The sequence below is a fragment of the Bacillus sp. SIMBA_026 genome (assembly GCF_046535335.1).
Taxonomy (GTDB): domain Bacteria; phylum Bacillota; class Bacilli; order Bacillales; family Bacillaceae; genus Bacillus; species Bacillus velezensis.
Genome location: NZ_JAWRWX010000004.1, coordinates 128,542 through 148,863, shown reverse-complemented (window position 1 = coordinate 148,863; position 20,322 = coordinate 128,542). Strand labels below are relative to the sequence as shown.

The following is a 20,322-nucleotide window of genomic DNA, read 5'->3' as shown; positions in this document are numbered from 1 at the left end:
CGGTAGTTCAGTTGGTTAGAATGCCTGCCTGTCACGCAGGAGGTCGCGGGTTCGAGTCCCGTCCGGACCGCCATTTTTATTGTAAACGAAACGATCATGTTTTCGTTTTTTTTGTGTTTTCTTTTAAATGCTGGCAGCTTGGTATCTAACCAAGCTTTCTTTTATATCGTTAAAGTCTTGGATATTGAAACATAATCCGATACACTAGAAAGAGCTGTATTTCACAAGAGCGTCAGAAAGGGAGACGGGAGATATATGGATGAGTTTGATTTGATTCACAGTATTACGCCGCATTCGCATTATCATCCTTCCGTCGATGTAGGGATCGGTGATGATGGTGCGGTTTATACAGCGTCACCCCATATGCAGCAAATTGTCTGCCTTGATACAATGGTGGAGAATGTCCATTTTAAATTAGAGTATTCCTCTCCTCATGATATCGGTTATAAAGCGCTTGCTGTTAACATTAGTGACGTGGCGGCGATGGGAGGCATTCCGAAGTTTTATTTGGTGTCTCTAGCGGTTCCTTCTTGCTGGCAGAAAGCTGACGTCCAGGCAATGTATGAAGGAATGGCGGAACTGGCGAAACTATATCAAATGGATTTGATCGGGGGAGATACCGTCTCCGCTTCCGGTCAAGCTGTTATTACCGTTACTGTCATCGGAGAAATTGAGAAGGATCGCGCTTGTCTGCGAAGCTCGGCAAGACCCGGGGATGTTGTGTTTGTTACGGGGGATATCGGTTCGTCTGCAGCAGGACTGTATCTTTTATTGGGAGAAACACTCCCTTCTGCTTTTCATACGAGTGATTATTTTATCCGAAAACATAAACGGCCCGTTCCGAGAGTTCAGGTCGGCCGCTTCTGCTCTCAGCTTCAGCGCGCGGCTCTGAATGATATCAGTGACGGATTGGCCAGTGAGCTGCATGAAATAGCTGCGGCAAGTTCAGTTACGATAGAAATTGAAGAACAACTTCTGCCGGTGCATCCGGATTTGCCTGAGGCAGATTCTGAGTGGGAAAAATGGGTGTTATTCGGCGGTGAAGATTTTGAATTGGTTGGAACGGTTTCTCAGCAAGAGTGGACCTCCCTGCTTGATTACTGCACTCAATCGGGCATTCCGATTGCGAAGATAGGAGCGGTATCTGAACGGAAGGAAGCCTGTGTTCTTTTGACAGCCAATGATCAGAGACAAATCGTCCTTGAGAAAAAAGGATACAATCATTTTAAATAAGACGGGTGACTCACTTTGAAGACATTACAATGGAGAACGAAAAACCCTGAAGAAACGAAAGCCGTAGCCAAGCTTGCCGCTTCTTTGGCAAAGCCGGGAGACATTTTGACACTGGAAGGCGACTTAGGCGCGGGAAAAACGACTTTTACAAAGGGTTTTGCCGAAGGACTGGGAATCACGAGAGTGGTAAACAGCCCGACTTTTACAATTATAAAAGAATACCATGACGGTTCGCTTCCTCTATATCATATGGATGTGTATCGTATGGAGGATGAAAGCGAAGACTTAGGGCTTGAAGAATATTTTGAGGGACAAGGCGTCTGTTTAATTGAATGGGCTCATTTAATTCAGGATCAGCTGCCTGCTGAACGGCTGCAGATCGTCATCACAAGAGCCGGTGATGAGGCAAGGGACATTACCTTTACGGCTTGCGGAACACGGTATGAAACGCTTTGTGAGGAGATAAATAAACATGACATTACTGGCAATTGATACGTCAAATTACACGCTGGGTGCCGCGCTCGTTCGTGACAAAACGGTGATGGCGGAGTATATTACATATTTAAAAAAGAACCATTCCGTGCGGGCCATGCCTGCTGTCAATTCATTGCTGCAGGATTGCGGCCTAACACCGCAGGACCTTACGAAAATAGCGGTGGCGAAAGGACCGGGATCGTACACAGGTGTCAGAATCGGTGTGACACTGGCAAAAACATTAGCATGGTCGCTGAAGCTTCCGGTTTCCGCTGTCTCGAGTCTGGAGGTGCTGGCGGCTAACGGACGGCACTTTCAAGGACTGATCTGCCCGTTATTTGATGCCCGGCGCGGACAAGTATATACGGGACTTTATGAATATCAGGACGGCCGATTACAATCTGTTCTTCCAGATCAGAATGTCCTTTTGACTGATTGGCTCGGCATGCTGAAAGAAAAAGCGTCTCCGATTTTATTTTTAGGGCACGATACAGCCATTCATGAAGAAACCATTCTGCATGAGCTGACATCTCAAGCAGTGATAGGAACGGCTGCACAGCATAATCCGCGGCCGTCAGAGCTGGCGTTTTTAGGCTTGGAAAAAGAAGAAGCGGATGTCCACAGCCTTGTTCCGGATTATTTGCGTCTGGCAGAAGCTGAAGCGAAATGGATGGAATCTCAAAAATAGGGTGATAGGGATGAAAACGAAAACGGCGATTCGAAGCATGCGGCCGGAAGATATTGATCAAATTTATGAAATTGAAACAGCATCCTTTACTTCTCCGTGGACGAAGGATTCATTTTATCATGAGCTTTTGGAAAATCCGTATGCCCACTACCTTGTCATTGAAGAGGACGGCTGTCTGGCAGGGTATTGCGGAATCTGGATTATTATAGATGACGCGCAGATTACGAACATAGCCATTAAGCCGGAATATCGGGGCCAATCATTGGGAGAAGCGCTGTTTCGCTCTGCGATAGAATTGTGCAGAGAAAAAAAGGCAAGAAGGCTCTCTCTCGAAGTCAGGGTCTCAAATCATCCCGCCCAATCCTTATATAAAAAATTCGGTCTTCAGGCCGGAGGAATCAGAAAACAATACTATACAGATAACGGGGAAGATGCGTTATTAATGTGGGTGACATTACATGAGTGAAAAACAAGATATTTATGTATTAGGAATCGAAACAAGCTGTGATGAAACAGCGGCCTCAGTCGTAAAAAACGGGAATGAAATTATTTCAAACGTTGTCGCTTCTCAAATTGAAAGCCATAAACGTTTCGGCGGGGTCGTGCCTGAAATAGCGTCCAGACATCATGTGGAGCAGATTACCCTTGTGATTGAGGAAGCTCTTTCAAAAGCGGAGATGGGCTTTGATGATCTTGATGCGATTGCCGTAACGGAAGGACCCGGACTTGTCGGAGCCCTGTTAATCGGAGTCAATGCGGCAAAGGCTTTAAGCTTTGCCCATCAAATACCGTTAGTCGGCGTCCATCACATCGCGGGCCATATTTATGCAAACAGGCTGATAGGAGAGCTTCAATTCCCGGCGCTTGCTTTGGTTGTGTCAGGCGGACATACGGAATTGGTTTATATGAAAGAGCACGGTTCATTCGAGGTTATCGGTGAAACGCTGGATGATGCCGCAGGCGAAGCTTACGACAAAGTGGCAAGAACGATGGGGCTTCCTTATCCGGGAGGGCCGCAGATTGATAAGCTGGCTGCTGTGGGAACGGATTCCATTCCGCTTCCGCGTGCGTGGCTGGAAGAAGGGTCTTACAATTTTAGTTTCAGCGGCCTAAAGTCAGCTGTGATTAACACACTTCATAACGCCTCGCAAAAAAATGAGGTGATTCCTCCGGAGGATCTGGCCGCAAGCTTTCAGCAGAGTGTCATTGATGTACTGACGGCAAAAACCTCTAAGGCCGCGAAAGAATACGGGGTTAAACAAGTGCTGCTGGCAGGGGGCGTAGCCGCTAACAAAGGGCTGAGAGCCGCACTGCAGCAGGAATTCAGTCATTCGGGATATCCCGAGCTTGTCATCCCGCCGCTTTCTTTATGCACGGACAATGCAGCGATGATTGCGGCTGCCGGAACCGTTGCTTTTGAAAAGGGGATTCGGGGCTCATATGATATGAACGGACAGCCCGGTTTGGAATTAACATCCTTTGATCGTCTCACGTTGTAAAACGTGAGGCTTTTTTTACTTATTAACAGACAATTCTAACATATCCACAGGATTGTGAATATATCCAGAAATCCAGGCTGGATAAGGGACTATAAGTTGTTAGTAAAGTGGATAAAGTCAGAAAATTTTGTGGATAGTGTGTATAAAACGCTTACTTACATGGCTGACAAGGAGGATAGTTGTGGATAAAAAAGCACCCCTTAAAGAGGTGCTTGACTTTTTCTATTCTTCTGAGGAGAGTTCCTCCCATTCTGCTAATAAGCTTTCGAGCTCTTGATTCAGAGCTTCATTCTCCGCGTGAATGGTCTGTACTTTTTCATGATCCTGATACACGTCAGGATCGCACAGCAGCTCCTCATTGGCGCTGATTTTCTCTTCGGCGGATGAGACGGCCGCTTCGATTTCTTCAATGCGTCTCAGGCGCTGCCGTTCTTTCTTCTTCCATTCTTTTTCTTCCTCGTAAGTTCTTTTCGTATCCTGTTTGACCTTGCCGGCAGGCTGAGCCTGCTCCTTTTCCTGCCGCTTCATTTCTTCCAGTTCCAGCTGCTGGGCTTTTTTCTCAGTGTAATAGTCATAGTCTCCCAAATATTCTTCTGCATGATCAGGTGACAGCTCCAGCACTCTTGTGGCGATCCTGTTAATAAAGTAGCGGTCATGCGATACAAATAACAGTGTTCCCGGGTAGTCGATCAGGGCGTTTTCCAGCACCTCTTTACTGTCCAGGTCAAGGTGGTTTGTCGGTTCATCAAGGATGAGAAAGTTTGCTTTTTGAAGCATCAGCTTGGCAAGCGCGACTCTTGCTTTCTCCCCGCCGCTTAACGAGCGGACCGGTTTCAGGACATCGTCTCCGCTGAACAGGAAGTTGCCGAGGCATGTCCTGATCTCTTTTTCCGGCATGTCCGGATATTCATCCCACAGCTCGTCCAGCACGCGTTTGGACGAGGTCAGTTCAGCCTGCTCCTGATCGTAATAGCCGATTGTGACATTGGAACCGTACGTGATCGATCCGGATTCCGGACTGATTGTATTCATAATGGTTTTCAGCAAGGTTGATTTGCCGATTCCGTTCGGTCCGACGAGGGCGGCGCTTTCGCCTCTTGTAATGCCGAAGGTCAGGTTTTTCAAGAGCGGAGGCTGGCCGTCATAGCTGATAGAAACATCCTGTACGCGCAGGACGTCGTTTCCGCTCTGTTTTGTAATGTCAAAACGGAAGGCGGCTGATTTTTCATCCCCGAGCGGCTTTGCCATGACGTCCATCCGTTCAAGCTGTTTTCGTCTGCTTTGGGCTCTTTTCGTTGTAGAAGCTCTGGCCAGATTGCGGTCGACAAAATCTTGAAGCTTGGCGATTTCGTCCTGCTGTTTTTCATACAGCTTCAGGTCTTTCTCATACTGCTCGGCTTTTTGTTCTAAATAGGCGCTGTAGTTGCCGAGGTATTTTTTGCTTTCTGTCCGTGAGACCTCGTACACTTGGCTGACGACTTTATCAAGAAAGTATCTGTCGTGGGAAACGATCAGGATTGCGCCTGAATATCCCTGTAAATAATGCTCAAGCCATGTAAGCGTGTCGATGTCGAGATGGTTCGTCGGTTCATCCAGAATAAGCAGATCAGGCTGGGTCAGCAGCAGCTTTCCGAGCGCAAGCCTTGTTTTCTGACCGCCGCTCAGGCTTTTCACTTTCACGGAATCGTCAAATTTTCCGAAGCCGAGGCCGTGAAGGATAGATCGGACATCCGCTTCATATTGATAGCCGCCTTTATCCTTGAAATCCTGCTGAAGCCTGTCATAGGTTTTCATCAGCGTCTCAAGCTCCGCCGGGGCGGCCGTGGCCATCTTTTCTTCAATAGAGCGCATCTCTTTTTCCATTGCTTTCAGGAAATCAAAAACGCTCAGCAGTTCTTCTTTTATGGTAAGCTGGGATTCCAAGCCTGTGTGCTGGGCAAGATATCCCATCGTTAATTCTTTCGGTTTGATTAATTCACCCTTTTCATATGAAAGGTGACCTGCGATAATTTTAAGGAGAGTTGATTTGCCGGCTCCGTTTCTGCCTACTATGGCGATGCGATCCCGAGATCTGACTTCAAGCTTTATATTGTTTAAAATAGGATCAGCGCCAAAAGATTTGGATAGCTGATTAATTTGTAAGATCATCATATTATTTCACCTCTGTTATAATAAGTTAAGTGTAGCTTATCAACCTGCTGTCAGCAAACAATACATCAGAATTGGAACATTATAGGATAAGACATCAGGGAGAAAATAGTGTATGATCAGAAGTAAGGAGAGTTTAAATATGAATGGATTTTCTCATTTTAATGAAGAAGGCCGTGCCCGCATGGTGGATATAAGCGATAAATCTTCAACAGTCCGTACTGCCGCTGCGATATCCAGCGTACACATGAAGCATGACGTGTACAGCAGAATCAAAAACCGCGAGATCGGAAAAGGAGACGTGCTGGCTGTCGCACAGGTGGCAGGAATTATGGCCGCAAAGCAGACGTCAGCGATTATCCCGATGTGCCACCCGCTTTCTTTAAGCAGCGTTGACATTTCATTCGGCTGGGAGGAAAAGGATTCCGAAGCCGTTCTTCATATACAGGCAAGCGTAAAAACGAAAGGGAGTACAGGTGTGGAAATGGAAGCGCTAACTTCCGCTTCAGTCTGCGCTTTGACCGTTTATGACATGTGCAAGGCGCTGGATAAAGGAATGGTCATCGGCCCGACCTGCCTCATGGAAAAAACAGGAGGCAAAAACGGTGATTTTAAAAGAGATGCATCTGAGTATAAAGTGGAGGACCAATCATGAACAAGGATCAATCAAAAATTCCACAGGCGACGGCAAAACGGCTGCCGCTTTATTATCGCTTTTTAAAGAATTTACACGCGTCAGGAAAGCAGCGCGTTTCATCAGCTGAACTGAGCGACGCGGTAAAAGTCGATTCGGCCACGATCCGCCGGGATTTTTCCTATTTTGGGGCGCTCGGCAAAAAAGGATACGGCTATAATGTGGATTACCTGCTGTCATTTTTCAGAAAAACACTGGATCAGGATGAAACGACGAACGTCATTTTGATCGGTGTCGGGAATTTAGGGACGGCGTTTCTTCACTATAATTTCACAAAAAATAATAACACAAAAATATCTATGGCTTTTGATGTGAATCAGAGTAAAATAGGAACTGAGGTAGGCGGTGTGCCTGTCTTTGATCTTAATGATTTAGAGCTTCACATTAAGGATGAACCCGTGGCGATTCTTACCGTTCCGGCGGTTGCCGCCCAGTCAATCACCGACCGGCTCGTGTCGCTCGGAATCAAGGGAATCCTTAACTTTACGCCGGCCCGTTTGAATGTGCCGGATCACATTCGAATTCATCATATAGATTTAGCTGTAGAGCTTCAATCATTGGTTTATTTCTTAAAGCATTATTCTGTTTTGGAAGAAATTGAATAGCGAAAGGAGGAGCTGCACATGATTGGTCCTGGAAGCCTGGCGGTTATCGGTGTGGTGGCGGTGATTATTTTCGGTCCGAAGAAGCTTCCCGAATTAGGAAAAGCGGCGGGGGACACGCTTCGTGAATTTAAGAACGCTACTAAGGGATTAGCCGGTGAAGAAGAGGAAAAAAAGAAAGAAGAACAGTAAGATAGGATGACGCGTATGAGAGTGAATCAAATGACGCTTGTGGAGCATATTGCCGAACTTCGGAAACGATTGCTGATTGTGGCGTTATCCTTTACGGTTTTCTTTATTGCCGGCTTTTTTCTGGCAAAACCTATCATTGTGTATCTTCAAAAAGCCGATGAAGTAAAAGAGCTCACCCTTAATGCTTTTAACCTGACGGATCCGCTGTTTATCTTTTTGCAGTTCGCGTTTATCATCGGCATCATTTTGACTTCGCCGATTATTCTCTATCAGATTTGGGCGTTTGTCAGCCCGGGTCTGTATGAGAAGGAACGCAAAGTAACACTCAGCTATATTCCGATTTCGATCGTGCTGTTTGTCGGCGGTGTGTCGTTTTCTTATTATATTTTATTTCCGCTGGTCGTTGATTTTATGAAGCGGGTCTCGAATGACCTCGATGTCAACCAGGTGATCGGGATTACCGAGTACTTTCATTTTCTGCTCCAGCTGACGATTCCGTTCGGGCTGCTGTTTCAGATGCCGGTGCTGATCATGTTTTTAACGAGACTCGGTGTTATCACGCCGAGGTTTTTATCAAAGATCAGGAAGTACGCGTATTTTGTGCTGCTTGTGATCGCCGCGATGATTGCGCCGCCTGAGCTGCTGTCTCACTTGATGATTACCATTCCGCTTTGCATTTTATACGAGATCAGTATCCTGATCTCAAAAGCGGCGTATCGAAAAAGGCAGACCGGCAGTGAATCTGATCAGGACGTATCAGCATAAAAAAAGCCATTTCTCAATGATGAGAAATGGCTTTTCTTTTATTTTTGATTTTTTTTCACTTTAAATGAGAAGGCGAACATTTTAAACGAGATGCTGATATTATAAGCGGCGAAAACCATCAGCAGTATGGAATAAAAAGACCACATGCTTCCCGGAGAGCTTGCGGCCAAATACGTAAAGATACAGCCGACTGCGAAATAAATCAAGCCCCAAGTCATTGGGTTCCTCATACAAACAATCCTCCAATAATTAATTGCATTTGCTCACTATGCTGTTCAATATATTTTTGGGCGGGGCCGAGCTGCATGACCACGACAATGGTATTCATCATGACATGGGCGAATATCGGCACAATAATCCGTTTCGTCTGCACATACAAGAACGCAAAGGTAAAGCCCATGGCCGTATACAGCAGCAGGTGCGTGAGGTCTTGATGCACAATGCCGAAAATGACGGAACTGATCAGTCCGGCGATAAAGAAATTCGTTTTTTCATATAATACACCGAAGATGATCTTCCGGAAAATGATTTCTTCAAGAATCGGTCCGACGATAGAAGAAACGATAATCATGAGCGGCATGGCTTTAATAATGTTGAGAATGGCTTTCGTGTTTTCGGAACCGCTGCCCACATGAAAGACATACTGCTCAATCATCCCGGCGATTCCCTGAGAAAATAAAGCGAGCCATATTCCCGCGACCGCCCAGAGAACGGACATGCCGGCGGATGCTTTCTTCCCGTTTCTTAATGTCTGCTTCGGCGCGGTTCTCAAAATCAAGAGAACGATAATCAGGCAGATAAAAAAGCTTACGACGGAATAAATCCCCTGAGCCATGGTGAGATTCGCATTCGTAGGTTGCCCGCCCGCATAGCCGAATTTGTACATTAAAGGAATGCCGATCAATGCGGAAAGCTGCATGATAACATATGTCAAAATGATATACCAATACTGTTTTCTCAAATGATATGTACTCCTTTATCCTATAAAATCAACTTATTTGTTCTTATTGTAACACAAGTGAACTTGACGTGAAAAAAGGAGAAAATCAGTGTGAGAGAGAATCATGTAAGCGTGAAAATTTTTTATTCTTATGACTTGAAATTGGAAGTGAGATTCTTTATTATAATAACTGTGTTAGCACTCTTTAGAGCTGAGTGCTAAAATTACATATTCATACTATTGAGGAGGTTATTACATTGTTAAAGCCATTAGGTGATCGCGTTGTCATTGAACTCGTAGAATCTGAAGAAAAAACTGCCAGCGGAATCGTATTACCGGATTCTGCAAAAGAAAAGCCGCAAGAAGGCAAAATCGTGGCAGCCGGTTCAGGTCGCGTGTTGGAAAGCGGAGAGCGCGTTGCTTTAGAAGTAAAAGAGGGCGACCGCATTATCTTCTCAAAATACGCCGGTACTGAAGTGAAATACGAAGGTACTGAATACTTAATCTTACGTGAAAGCGACATTTTAGCTGTAATCGGCTAAGCAAATAAATATTTTTAAAAATTCGAGGAGGTTTCGTTAACATGGCAAAAGATATTAAGTTTAGTGAAGAAGCACGCCGCGCTATGCTTCGCGGTGTCGATGCGCTTGCTGACGCTGTAAAAGTAACTTTAGGGCCAAAAGGACGCAACGTGGTTCTGGAGAAAAAATTCGGTTCTCCGTTAATTACAAATGACGGTGTGACAATCGCAAAAGAAATTGAACTTGAAGATGCGTTTGAAAACATGGGTGCGAAGCTTGTAGCTGAAGTAGCCAGCAAAACAAACGACGTTGCCGGTGACGGTACGACGACTGCGACTGTACTTGCGCAGGCTATGATCCGCGAAGGCCTTAAAAACGTAACTGCGGGGGCTAACCCTGTCGGCGTGCGTAAAGGTATGGAACAAGCCGTGACTGTAGCAATCGAAAACTTAAAAGAAATTTCTAAGCCGATCGAAGGCAAAGAGTCTATCGCTCAGGTTGCTGCGATCTCTGCTGCTGATGAGGAAGTCGGAAGCCTTATCGCTGAAGCAATGGAGCGCGTAGGAAACGACGGCGTCATCACAATCGAAGAGTCTAAAGGATTCACAACTGAGCTTGAAGTTGTTGAAGGTATGCAATTCGACCGCGGATATGCGTCTCCTTACATGGTGACTGACTCTGATAAGATGGAAGCGGTTCTTGACAATCCTTACATCTTAATCACAGACAAAAAAATCACAAACATTCAAGAAATCCTTCCTGTGCTTGAGCAAGTTGTACAGCAAGGCAAACCATTGCTTCTGATCGCTGAAGATGTTGAAGGGGAAGCTCTTGCTACACTCGTTGTCAACAAACTTCGCGGCACATTCAACGCTGTTGCCGTTAAAGCTCCTGGCTTCGGTGACCGCCGTAAAGCAATGCTTGAAGACATCTCTGTTCTTACAGGCGGAGAAGTGATCACAGAAGATTTAGGTCTTGACCTGAAATCTACTGAAATCGGACAATTGGGACGCGCTTCTAAAGTTGTAGTAACGAAAGAAAACACAACAATCGTAGAAGGCGCTGGCGACACTGAAAAAATCGCTGCACGCGTCAACCAAATCCGCGCTCAAGTGGAAGAAACAACTTCTGAATTCGACAGAGAAAAATTACAAGAGCGTCTTGCGAAACTTGCCGGCGGCGTAGCTGTCATCAAAGTCGGCGCTGCGACTGAAACTGAGCTGAAAGAGCGTAAACTTCGCATCGAAGACGCCCTCAACTCAACTCGCGCAGCTGTTGAAGAAGGCATCGTATCCGGCGGTGGTACAGCGCTTGTCAACGTATACAACAAAGTCGCTGCAGTTGAAGCTGAAGGAGATGCGCAAACAGGTATCAACATCGTGCTTCGCGCACTTGAAGAGCCGATCCGTCAAATCGCACACAATGCAGGTCTTGAAGGATCTGTCATCGTTGAGCGCCTGAAAAACGAAAAAATCGGCGTAGGCTTCAACGCTGCAACCGGCGAATGGGTAAACATGATCGAAAAAGGTATCGTTGACCCGACAAAAGTTACACGTTCTGCTCTGCAAAACGCAGCTTCTGTAGCAGCAATGCTCTTAACAACTGAAGCCGTTGTCGCTGACAAACCGGAAGAAAACGCCGGCGGCGCAGGAATGCCTGACATGGGCGGCATGGGCGGTATGGGCGGCATGATGTAATCATCGCCTAGAACCCTTGATATATAGGGGTTTGGAAGGTGGAGATTAGTGAAATGCTAACTTTTTGCTAACTTTCAGTTTTTGAAACAAATTTACTTCACCAATTAGAGAAGACCTTTCGTAAGTTCACTGAACTTATGGGAGGTCTTTTCTTCGATATTTTTTGTCATATGAGCGTAAATATTCATCGTCGTGTTGATGTCTGAATGCCCTAATCTTTCTTGAATCTCCTTTACGCCTGCACCAGCTTCAATGAGAAGGGGATGTATGAGTATGTCTAAAGCTATGGGGTGTAATATGCTTGTCTTTATATCTTTATATGATTCATTGAAAATTAAACATGAATTACTTAAAAACTTATAACAAAAACAAAACATTATTTATAGAAGCTGTAAAATCGCCTATAACACATATTTTTGACATGTGGTCCCCTGAAACCTTGAACGTTCACACACCCCTAGCAGATGAAAGTAATCCCTCTTATGAAAGTAATCCTGTATCTCTTGCCTTTTGCACGGCTTCTTCTCGATTTTTGACTCCCAATTTATCATAGAGAGTGGAAGCGTAATTTCTTACAGTGCCGTTTGATAAGTAAAGTTCCGAAGCAATTGTTTTATAACGAATTCCTTGAGACAAAAGATTCAAAACCTCTAGTTCGCGTTTCGTTAAGCCATACTCTTTTCCATCTAACTTCAATCCGGCTGGCTCTGCCTCATCATTTCCATCCCACATTCTATGGAACAAATCTTGGTCAATCATAGTGGCTCCCCGATAGACGAGGCGAATCGATTCAGCTAGTTCACGTGACTCTATGGATTTTAGCAGATAGCCGTCAGCGCCGCTTCGTATGATTTCCTTCGCCCTTTCTATATCCTGAAACGTTGACAGGATGAGGACACGAATGTCAGGCCACTTCCCCTTGATTATTTTGGTGGTACGAATCCCATCCTGATTGGGCATCTCCAAATCCATTAATACCAAATCTGGATTCAGCCTTCCACACAATTCTACAGCTTGCTCTCCATCTTCAGCCATGCCCACTACCTGCAAGTCCTTCTGTTCATCCAAGATTGTATAGAGACTTTCTCGAATAAACGAATGATCATCGACGATACACAAGCGGATTCGTTCATTGGATAATTGTTCCAACCTAGGTAACGCACATGAGATGAGCGTCCCCTCGCCTTTTTCGGAGTATATAGTGACTCTACCTTGTAATTGTGCCGTACGTTCTTTCATCGCAGTTAACCCGAAGCCATCTTTCCATTCCTCCACTCCGCAGCCATTATCTTGCACATCCAATCTCGTCTGTTGCGGCTCAAAATGCAGTGACACAATGATTTCGGTGGATTGTCCGTGTCGCACAGCATTAGTCAGTGCTTCCTGCAAGCTCCGATACAGTGTCATTTTCACTTGTTTGGGGACCGTGTACTCTTCCCCTATTATTCGAGTGCGTACATTTACTTTTGCATGTTTCTGAAACTCTTCCGCTAATTGTTTCAAGGTAACAATTAGCGGAAGTGCTTCCTGTTGTGAATCCATTTGATGTAAATACGTTCTCACTTCTGCCATACTGTTACGGGCCAATTTCAATAATGAGTCAAGCTTTTGTTCCCCATCTTTTGTCTTTAATTCCGTACGTAATGTTTCCATCCCCATAATGATTGAGGTATAGGAATGTCCCATCGTATCGTGCAAATCTTTTGAGAGTCTATCACGCTCCTCTAGCAAAGTAATTCGTTCAATCTGGGATAAATACTGTTCCAATACACGCTTCTGGTTACGAATAATTTCATTGTTACGGTAATTAACAACGAGTAAACGAAAGGAAAATCCCATTGCAAAAGCCAGACCCATTTGTAGGATAATCACCCATACATCTATTTCACGGGAAAATATTGCAATGAGAAACGGAAACAAAACAATTGTGATAGAACCCGACCAACGGTATGATTTATGGGCACTATTTGCCGCGATCATGAAAGTCGGCATTAAAAAAGCAAGATAAGCCGCTGGAAATAATAAGATTAAGTAGAAGCAAACTCCACCAAACAAAATTATCTCAGTAAACAGATAATAGCGATAACTGAACATTAAACAAATCCAAGGTACTGAAAATGAGGCTACTTCCCAAAGAATGATGATCCAAAGTGGCACAGTCAAATGGTCTTGATGTTGGATAGTAGTTAACATCATTGAGAGCCAGATGACAAAACGTATACAAAGTAATATCCAGTCATACCAAAACCATTGTTTCAAAATCCCAAACAAATTATCACCCCTTAATAGCTTTGAACATGGAAATCGTGTACTTTCCAATCATTTGAACTAAACTGTTTCCAATACAAGTACGTATCCAGGAGAGAATACCCCCAGCGATCATGACACATATAGATTCCTTCCATGAATTCACAGTTATTCCTAATAAATATACATCAAGATATTGAAAAAGTAACGGTGTAACGATAAATACAAGCGGAGCTACATACAATATAACGGCACATAAGAGGCTAATTACCCCAATAAGAAACTTCTGCATGAGCCAAAAAATAGCCCTCCAATTGTTACTATTAAGAATTGCTTCTTTCGCTTCAATCCATTTATCCCCTCCACTTTTTGTCCTTGGTAGGATTGGCTCTATCGATATATCCGTATAAACCTTCGTCTGAATACGTTCATACTGGACAAACGTGTGAGTTGTCCGCAACACACTCGCTAACAAGGGAATACCTACGAAGATAACTGTCATCACGAGTGCAAATGTAATGCTGGCCAAATAGAAGCAAAAGTAAAACAATCCAGATCCGAAGGTAAACAAAAAAAAGTAGAAATCTTGCAAACTTTTTTGAGCTGCTTCTTTCGACATTAGAGTTTCTCCTCCTTTTTCTTTACTAATACGTTATGAGCCGCTCTTCGATTCTAACTTTTCGCCTGTCACATACGGTAGTGTCAAAGTGTCATGATTTATAGGTCATGACTATAAAACTATCCGTACTACGCTCTATTTTTTATGTCATGCATGAAGATGACGAAAGGTCACTAGCTACTATGACTTTCCGATTGCTACACTCGGTTTATACACTGACGAGCTGACTACTCGTTGTGCTGACAAGAAAATTTCAGTCAAACAAAGGAGAGTCCGAAAATGAAAAAAGCAATCAATACACTCAGTCTCGCAATTCTTCTCACTTCTACTAGCATGATTTCTGCATGTTCCCCACAATCATCAGAAGTTGGAGAATCAAAACCATCGACATCCACGCCCGATGTCCAAATGACGAAAGCTCCCAATAATGCAAAAGAAATAGAATCTTTTGCTGATCCGTTATTTGAGGAAAAAATGAAGGAGTACAATGTAAACGGTTCAAGTTTTGTCGTCGTCCATGATGGAAAGGTCGTCATCAATAAAGGGTACGGTTATGCAGATAAAGAAAAGAAGATTCCCGTCAATAAGGAAACGGTCTTCCAAATTGCTTCAGTCTCGAAAACTTTTACTGCCTTGGCCGTGATGCAACAAGTCGATAAAGGAAAGCTTAAACTAGATCAAGATGTACAACAATATCTCGGTGGATTGAAAATACCCAATAAAACAGGAAAACCCCTCACCCTGTTTGATATGCTGACCTATACCAGCGGCGTGGATTTTCCCGATATCACTACAATAACCGGACCAGAATACGTTAATCAAGATATCCCGATGAAGGAGTTTTTCTCTAAACATATGCCGACGGTGGTACGGCCGCCCGGTGAAGCTTATACGTATGACAACTTCGCATTTGCACTCGCAGGATATGCAGTGGAGAATGTTACGGGCTCATCTTTCTCACGATATATGGAAAAGAATATTTTCAAACCATTAGGCATGAAGTCTACAAGTGTACGTTTTACGCCTGATCTTCTCAAGAGAATGGCTACACATTACGGTCCCACTGGCGATCCTATTCCAACAAGTGGGCATGGTCTAACAGATGCACCACAAGGAAGCATTTTGTCCACTGGAGAAGACATGTCAAAGTACATGATTATGCAGCTACAGAATGGAAAGTTTGGAGGTAAAGAAATCGTAAGTAAAAGAAGCATGGATATGATGCATGACTACCAAGTTTTCGCAGATAAGACGATTCCTGTTGCAACAATTGGATTTGAAACGCCTTTTAATGAATTTGCTAACGGTCAACACGTTGTAATAAAAGGGGGAAGCATGCCTGGACATCAATCAATGCTGATTTTAGTGCCTGAACAAAAAACAGCATTCTTCATGTCTTACAATAATGATTCAATGATGAGTATAGACATATATGAAACTCTCATGGATCACTATTTCCCTGCTAAGAAGAATGAAGTAAAAACAAGTTATCTCCCGTTAGAGGAAAAAGAAGCTCATAAATACTTGGGCTTATTCCAAAATACGCGTTTCGCTGCAATTCGCACTCATTTTACTTATGAAAATGGGAATTTGGTCATGGAGGGTGGAACAACTGGAAAACAAGTTCTCAAAATGATTCATCCGTTGTTATTTGAAGATTCGAAAGGCAACAAAGTTGCTTTCAAAAAGAATTCAGCTGGAGAAATCGCATATTTTCACTACAACTCTCCTAAAAGCCTTGATTTTGTAGCAGATGCCCAGAGAATTAACAACAAACCACCTTTTGATGACGTTCCACAAAAGAGTAACTATAGAAGTCACATTGATAATCTTCATGCTCTAAATATTATGGGTGCTAAAACAGGTAATCTATTCAATCCGATGGACATCATGACACAAGGAGAGTTTGCGGATACGTTGTTACTTGCTTATGGATGGAACGGTTTTCCAGACGACTCCAAGGAGGCAAGGGAAAAAATTATGAAAGGAATTCCAGGGTATGACCGTGCTACTCCGATTACCCGACAGGTCGCAGCAACCATGATTCAAAACTTAAAGCAAATTCATGACATGAAACCGATTCAGCCTGACAAAGCTATTAAAGTAAAATTGCTTGATGCTGCGGATGACTGGGGGGTCCAAGCCATTCAAGCACTTGCCTCACAAGGAATCGTAGACCCTGATACTACCATCCACGCCGACGGATCCTTTACCTTCCGTCCGAAGGATCTGTTACTACGTCAAGAAGCGAGTGCCTTACTCGATTTGGCTTTTGGTTATCATGCTTTGCCTATTAAGCAGAAGTAAGGATTCATCCAAACATGAATCATAGCAAATATTTAAGGGGAGTACCATCATTCTTACAATAGGAGGAAAAATAGCATTTCCTATAGGAGAGATGCTACTTTTCTTCTAACATTTCCATAAACATAACAGCTGTTATTTCTCCATTCCTCCATTTTGAATGAGTTTCTTCTATGTTTAATCAATTCAGAAAGACTTAGTATATGATTATGGAAAAAACGCATGCTAAGCCCTCCAAATTAACTGGAGGGCTTTTTGTAGCTTTGAAATAAAGTCACGATGTTTATAAAAAAGATGCGATATCAATACTTGATTTTGGACTTCCGTAATGAACTATCGGGGCAGGATAGCATTCCTGTAGTTAATCTATTAAACATTCTGACTAAGATACATATAAAAAGGGTTTAATAAGAAACGTGTTAAAAATAAAAAAACATATAAGGAGCTTATAAATTTAACTAGTGTGTTGATCCAAGAAGGACTAATGCACTTTTTTTGTTGAAAAACAGTTTAAATTTCTATAATGGTTCAAACTACTATTATGTGACTTTAGCTTGTTAAGGTTGATAAACGATTTGATTATTATGGGGAAGAAGCATTTGAAAAAAACAAGAGAAATATCGAAAAAGTTCTCCTGCTCCTACACAATATTCTCCGTTCGCGCCATTTTTATTGCTTCTTCACGGTTGTTGACGTCGAGCTTCGAGCAGTAATTGCGGACCGTTCCCTCCGATAAAAATAGCTTTGCGGCGATTGACTTGTAGCGCAGGCCGTTTGACAGATGCTCCAGAATCTCCATTTCTCGTTTCGTAAGCCTGTACGGGTAGCTGTCCTTACTTGAGCCGATCTTCTCCAACTGCTCGCGTTGACGCTTTATCTCTTCGAAAACTCGCGTAGCGACCGATTGGTCGATCCAGGTTCCACCGTTATAAATAAGTTTCAAGGCTTCCTTCATCTCCCGCGGATGAATCGACTTCAGCATGTAGCCTTCCGCCCCGTTCTCCAATGCAGTTGACGCCTGCAAGGTATCCTCAAACGTTGTCATGAGCACAATCTTCATATCAGGCCATCGTTGTTTCATCTCAAGTAAAGCCTCAAGCCCGTCCATTTCCTTCAAGCGCCTCACCCAATTGTTCCACCTCTCCTCGAATCCCAATCGCAGGCTCCCACGAATCAATCAAAAGAATTGCCTTCTGATTAAATTCCATCGCTTTCGTATGCTCGCCTTTACGGAACAGCAGGAGTGCCATCCCGTAATAATAATAAATCAACTCAACCTGATTCGCGTTATGTTTGTCATAAAGCATCTGCTCAAAAGCTTCTTCCGCTTTCTCAAACAGATCACACTTCACGTAAGCTATACCCAAATTGAAATAGGCTTCTATCGTTTTTTCGCCCCCATACATGGAGCTGATCTCATTTGCCGCTTCGTATAATTGAATGGCTTCTTCATTATGACCTTTCACAAAGCTCAGATCTCCGCGAACCAATAGAACTCTGTGCTGAATCGCAGGGGAAATCGGTTGATCTTTGATATCGATTAAAATCACTTCTGCTTTTTCATGACTTCCGGCTTTTAAAAACAGCCTCGATTGCAGTGCGAGTCCCCATACCTTTAGATCGTGAACGTCTTGCTCTTCAGTGTCTGATTGTTCCAGATTCTTCAGTCCGTCTTCAATTTGTTGAAGTGCCCCGTCTAAATCATTGACTTCCATGAGTGCCCAGCCTGCTGTGTCGATTCGGAAGAACGCTTCTAGCGTGTGTTTGCCTAATTGATGGGCGGCGTCGGCGGCTTTACGGCCGTATTCGATTCGTAAGGGCAGATTGATTCTGCTTAGAAAATGGCTGATGCGAGTGATGAGTTCAATTAGGATTTCATTTTGTCTGGTTTCGCTTGACCATTTGATCACCTTTAGGATGTTTGGCCATTCTGTTTTGATTTGGTCTAAATCACGTCCAAGGAGATAGCTCCAATAAATAGAGTTTGGCTGTTCCCGCTTTAAATGGGTTTCCGCATAATGAATATAATAATGCGCCCACCGCCTGCGCGCCTCATTTTCAAAGTCCTGTTTTTCAGATAAGTGCTGTTCTCCGTATGCGACAACGGTTTGATGCACTAAGTACTGTGTTCTTCCTTTGCTTCGTTCCGGCTGAATCAAAGCGTATGACCGCATTTGTTCAACAGCGTAATGAAAACGGCGAGCGTCTAATCCAGCTGCTGCCGCCAGACTTTTTTCATCTGGCGGCTTGCTGAAAAAGCATAGCACCTGCCATAGTTTCCGGGTGTCTTCATTGCATCTGTGCCATGTGCGCCCAAATAGAAAATCAAACAGATCTAATAGTGAGTAGCCTGCTTTTCCGAGCTCATGAATCAGCTGTTGAGCGGGAATGTCATCGTCTGACATATAGGCGATGCTGAGTGCCATGGCTTTCGGGTTTCCGGCAGTCGCTGAAATGAACTCGCTCTTCAATTCAGGAGATAGTTCCAGCAGCTGCGCTAGCTTTGCTTGTTTAGTTGGGTCGTTGCATATTTGCAGGCAGCGGTGCACTTCTTGATGAAAATACTCCAGGGCATCCGTTACTTCAAGTCCGCTCAGTTGAATGGTCACCATTTCTCCAAAGCCTTCTCTGAATGTTTGCTTCAAGTTCTCCCGAGCTGTAAGGAGGATTTTCACACCTTGGGGCAGGCTGGTGATGAATTCGAGAATGTCGCTTTCTGCGGTATCAGCGCTGTCAACGATAAGTAATACTGGTTCTTCCCTGGTGTAATTGGCTAACGCATTGCGGACGACAAACCGTTTTTCATTGATTGACTTATCAATTTGTTCCGTTCGACCCAGCTGATATGCAATCGTATTTAAAAAATCGCTGAAGCTTAATCCTTTCCAGTCAGCACTGAGCCAGATGATGCTGTTGAATGCGGGCCAATCCGAGGAATCGCCGATACAGGAATAGGCTGCTTCTAGAGCAGTTGTCGTTTTTCCCATGCCTGCCCATCCGGTAATTAAACAGACGGGTGATGGGGAAAGCATCCATTGCTGTATCGCCTCGATGTCAAATCTTCGTCCTATAAAGTGACCCGACCAGCGTGACGGTAAATTGTGTGTCAAAGGGATCTGTTCTGTAAGCGTATTCGTTTTATGGTCGGGAACCTCAGGAAATAAACGTTTGACTGTTTTTTCAATATCTTCGTCAAGCGGTGAACCGAATGATCCGTCTTTTCTTAACGTTTTTGCTTTTTTAAGGCAAGATGCTGCCCATACAGGCAATGCAGGTTTGATGACAGGTATGGTTGTGGTTTCAAGCAGGTCGGTAAACCACTGTATATTCATATCGGTTTTTTCAAGAATGATCCAGATCATTCCGAACAGTTTTCCGTCGTCAATTCTTCCGGGAACATAGTTCACACCCATCTGTCCGATCCAGCTTTTAATCGTGTTTGGGGAAACTCCCAGCTGGTGTGAAATGTTATCTAAATAAGACTGTCCTGTTTTTTCGTTCTTTTTCCTTCTGACTTTATAATCAGGATGAAGTTTTAATGACTTGACGCCCGGTGCCAGCAATTCCGCAAATTGTTTTTGATCTTCAAGTTCAGCCATAAAACCTGCACCTCCTATTAGTACTATTTTATCAATTCAGTGTTTTTTGTATATGAAAAAATAAAAAGTACAGTGCCGCTGTCCTTTTATACAGCAGGAA

The 20,322-nt window shown here is 43.9% G+C and carries 18 protein-coding genes and 3 pseudogenes; 12 read left to right on the top strand and 9 right to left on the bottom strand.

The features are described 5' to 3' along the window. Positions 1 to 255: 255 nt before the first annotated feature. Genes thiL through tsaD form a run of 5 tightly spaced genes read left to right on the top strand, consistent with a single transcriptional unit; the run spans position 256 to position 3,894 of the window. The gene (gene thiL / locus SB847_RS18965; protein WP_410578320.1) at positions 256 to 1,233 is read left to right on the top strand and encodes a thiamine-phosphate kinase; all 978 of its coding nucleotides are present in this window, start codon (positions 256 to 258) and stop codon (positions 1,231 to 1,233) included. Between the two features lie 15 nt (positions 1,234 to 1,248). Continuing rightward, positions 1,249 to 1,725, top strand: a complete 477-nt coding sequence (gene tsaE / locus SB847_RS18960; RefSeq protein WP_045206903.1) for a tRNA (adenosine(37)-N6)-threonylcarbamoyltransferase complex ATPase subunit type 1 TsaE — start codon at positions 1,249 to 1,251, stop codon at positions 1,723 to 1,725. Then, positions 1,706 to 2,395, top strand: a complete 690-nt coding sequence (gene tsaB / locus SB847_RS18955; RefSeq protein ID WP_045206904.1) for a tRNA (adenosine(37)-N6)-threonylcarbamoyltransferase complex dimerization subunit type 1 TsaB — start codon at positions 1,706 to 1,708, stop codon at positions 2,393 to 2,395. The genes tsaE and tsaB overlap by 20 nt, the downstream gene beginning before the upstream one ends. A 10-nt stretch (positions 2,396 to 2,405) precedes the next feature. Further along, positions 2,406 to 2,861 (top strand): ribosomal protein S18-alanine N-acetyltransferase, encoded by a 456-nt coding sequence (rimI, locus tag SB847_RS18950; protein ID WP_045206905.1) that lies wholly within the window; start codon positions 2,406 to 2,408, stop codon positions 2,859 to 2,861. Beyond that, on the top strand, positions 2,854 to 3,894 hold the full coding sequence (gene tsaD / locus SB847_RS18945) for a tRNA (adenosine(37)-N6)-threonylcarbamoyltransferase complex transferase subunit TsaD (protein WP_410578317.1): 1,041 nt from the start codon (positions 2,854 to 2,856) through the stop codon (positions 3,892 to 3,894). Before rimI ends, tsaD begins: the two co-directional genes overlap by 8 nt. 222 nt (positions 3,895 to 4,116) lie before the next feature. Here the strand turns inward: tsaD and SB847_RS18940 are convergent, their stop codons facing one another. Continuing rightward, positions 4,117 to 6,045: an ABC-F family ATP-binding cassette domain-containing protein gene (locus SB847_RS18940; RefSeq protein ID WP_410578315.1), complete on the bottom strand. Its 1,929-nt coding sequence runs from the start codon at positions 6,043 to 6,045 to the stop codon at positions 4,117 to 4,119. 139 nt (positions 6,046 to 6,184) lie between these two features. Here SB847_RS18940 and moaC point away from each other — a divergent pair, with 139 nt between their 5' ends. The 4 genes from moaC to tatC are packed head-to-tail and all read left to right on the top strand — an operon-like array spanning position 6,185 to position 8,295. Beyond that, positions 6,185 to 6,697 carry a cyclic pyranopterin monophosphate synthase MoaC gene (gene moaC, locus SB847_RS18935; protein ID WP_003155986.1) on the top strand — a complete coding sequence of 171 codons (513 nt, stop codon included), beginning with the start codon at positions 6,185 to 6,187 and terminating at the stop codon, positions 6,695 to 6,697. After that, positions 6,694 to 7,341, top strand: coding sequence for a redox-sensing transcriptional repressor Rex (locus SB847_RS18930; RefSeq protein WP_003155984.1), 648 nt, complete (start codon positions 6,694 to 6,696; stop codon positions 7,339 to 7,341). The genes moaC and SB847_RS18930 overlap by 4 nt, the downstream gene beginning before the upstream one ends. A gap of 18 nt (positions 7,342 to 7,359) precedes the next feature. Then, positions 7,360 to 7,530: a twin-arginine translocase TatA/TatE family subunit gene (locus SB847_RS18925; protein ID WP_003155981.1), complete on the top strand. Its 171-nt coding sequence runs from the start codon at positions 7,360 to 7,362 to the stop codon at positions 7,528 to 7,530. 6 nt (positions 7,531 to 7,536) lie between these two features. Next, positions 7,537 to 8,295 carry a twin-arginine translocase subunit TatC gene (gene tatC, locus SB847_RS18920; protein ID WP_007609791.1) on the top strand — a complete coding sequence of 253 codons (759 nt, stop codon included), beginning with the start codon at positions 7,537 to 7,539 and terminating at the stop codon, positions 8,293 to 8,295. Positions 8,296 to 8,333: 38 nt separating this feature from the next. On the opposite strand, the gene SB847_RS18915 is transcribed toward tatC, so the two are convergent. Continuing rightward, positions 8,334 to 8,525, bottom strand: a complete 192-nt coding sequence (locus tag SB847_RS18915) for a YdiK family protein (RefSeq protein WP_003155975.1) — start codon at positions 8,523 to 8,525, stop codon at positions 8,334 to 8,336. Beyond that, positions 8,522 to 9,256 (bottom strand): CPBP family intramembrane glutamic endopeptidase, encoded by a 735-nt coding sequence (locus SB847_RS18910; RefSeq protein ID WP_045206906.1) that lies wholly within the window; start codon positions 9,254 to 9,256, stop codon positions 8,522 to 8,524. The genes SB847_RS18915 and SB847_RS18910 overlap by 4 nt, the downstream gene beginning before the upstream one ends. A 236-nt stretch (positions 9,257 to 9,492) precedes the next feature. On the opposite strand from SB847_RS18910, the gene groES reads away from it, so the two are divergent. Further along, positions 9,493 to 9,777, top strand: coding sequence for a co-chaperone GroES (gene groES / locus SB847_RS18905; protein ID WP_003155970.1), 285 nt, complete (start codon positions 9,493 to 9,495; stop codon positions 9,775 to 9,777). A 41-nt stretch (positions 9,778 to 9,818) separates the two neighbouring features. Continuing rightward, positions 9,819 to 11,453, top strand: coding sequence for a chaperonin GroEL (gene groL, locus SB847_RS18900; protein WP_003155941.1), 1,635 nt, complete (start codon positions 9,819 to 9,821; stop codon positions 11,451 to 11,453). A 104-nt stretch (positions 11,454 to 11,557) separates the two neighbouring features. Here groL and SB847_RS18895 read toward each other — a convergent pair. The 3 genes and pseudogenes from SB847_RS18895 to SB847_RS18885 all read right to left on the bottom strand — a co-directional run. After that, positions 11,558 to 11,756 (bottom strand): annotated as a pseudogene (locus SB847_RS18895) (tyrosine-type recombinase/integrase); the annotation flags it as partial. A 177-nt stretch (positions 11,757 to 11,933) separates the two neighbouring features. Next, the gene (locus SB847_RS18890; protein WP_410578313.1) at positions 11,934 to 13,724 is read right to left on the bottom strand and encodes a response regulator; all 1,791 of its coding nucleotides are present in this window, start codon (positions 13,722 to 13,724) and stop codon (positions 11,934 to 11,936) included. 4 nt (positions 13,725 to 13,728) lie between these two features. Then, on the bottom strand, positions 13,729 to 14,319 hold the full coding sequence (locus SB847_RS18885) for a sensor domain-containing protein (RefSeq protein ID WP_032872586.1): 591 nt from the start codon (positions 14,317 to 14,319) through the stop codon (positions 13,729 to 13,731). Between the two features lie 279 nt (positions 14,320 to 14,598). On the opposite strand from SB847_RS18885, the gene SB847_RS18880 reads away from it, so the two are divergent. After that, the gene (locus SB847_RS18880; RefSeq protein WP_032872584.1) at positions 14,599 to 16,626 is read left to right on the top strand and encodes a serine hydrolase domain-containing protein; all 2,028 of its coding nucleotides are present in this window, start codon (positions 14,599 to 14,601) and stop codon (positions 16,624 to 16,626) included. A 94-nt stretch (positions 16,627 to 16,720) separates the two neighbouring features. Here the strand turns inward: SB847_RS18880 and SB847_RS18875 are convergent. The 3 genes and pseudogenes from SB847_RS18875 to SB847_RS18865 form a co-directional block, all read right to left on the bottom strand. Continuing rightward, positions 16,721 to 16,798 (bottom strand): annotated as a pseudogene (locus tag SB847_RS18875) (recombinase family protein); the annotation flags it as partial. Between the two features lie 465 nt (positions 16,799 to 17,263). After that, a pseudogene (locus SB847_RS18870) lies at positions 17,264 to 17,743 on the bottom strand (LuxR C-terminal-related transcriptional regulator); the annotation flags it as partial. Continuing rightward, on the bottom strand, positions 17,718 to 20,222 hold the full coding sequence (locus SB847_RS18865; RefSeq protein WP_410578310.1) for an NB-ARC domain-containing protein: 2,505 nt from the start codon (positions 20,220 to 20,222) through the stop codon (positions 17,718 to 17,720). The pseudogene SB847_RS18870 and the gene SB847_RS18865, both read right to left, overlap by 26 nt. Between the last annotated feature and the right edge of the window lie 100 nt (positions 20,223 to 20,322).

Coding starts and splice junctions, on each gene's coding strand:
- SB847_RS18925 (WP_003155981.1), top strand. CDS start 7,360: ATGATTGGTCCTGGAAGCCTGGCGGTTATCGGTGTGGTGGCGGTGATT.
- thiL (WP_410578320.1), top strand. CDS start 256: ATGGATGAGTTTGATTTGATTCACAGTATTACGCCGCATTCGCATTAT.
- SB847_RS18865 (WP_410578310.1), bottom strand. CDS start 20,222: ATGGCTGAACTTGAAGATCAAAAACAATTTGCGGAATTGCTGGCACCG.
- tsaD (WP_410578317.1), top strand. CDS start 2,854: ATGAGTGAAAAACAAGATATTTATGTATTAGGAATCGAAACAAGCTGT.
- tsaB (WP_045206904.1), top strand. CDS start 1,706: ATGACATTACTGGCAATTGATACGTCAAATTACACGCTGGGTGCCGCG.
- SB847_RS18915 (WP_003155975.1), bottom strand. CDS start 8,525: ATGAGGAACCCAATGACTTGGGGCTTGATTTATTTCGCAGTCGGCTGT.
- SB847_RS18940 (WP_410578315.1), bottom strand. CDS start 6,045: ATGATGATCTTACAAATTAATCAGCTATCCAAATCTTTTGGCGCTGAT.
- SB847_RS18930 (WP_003155984.1), top strand. CDS start 6,694: ATGAACAAGGATCAATCAAAAATTCCACAGGCGACGGCAAAACGGCTG.
- SB847_RS18880 (WP_032872584.1), top strand. CDS start 14,599: ATGAAAAAAGCAATCAATACACTCAGTCTCGCAATTCTTCTCACTTCT.
- rimI (WP_045206905.1), top strand. CDS start 2,406: ATGAAAACGAAAACGGCGATTCGAAGCATGCGGCCGGAAGATATTGAT.
- tatC (WP_007609791.1), top strand. CDS start 7,537: ATGACGCGTATGAGAGTGAATCAAATGACGCTTGTGGAGCATATTGCC.
- moaC (WP_003155986.1), top strand. CDS start 6,185: ATGAATGGATTTTCTCATTTTAATGAAGAAGGCCGTGCCCGCATGGTG.
- SB847_RS18885 (WP_032872586.1), bottom strand. CDS start 14,319: ATGTCGAAAGAAGCAGCTCAAAAAAGTTTGCAAGATTTCTACTTTTTT.
- groL (WP_003155941.1), top strand. CDS start 9,819: ATGGCAAAAGATATTAAGTTTAGTGAAGAAGCACGCCGCGCTATGCTT.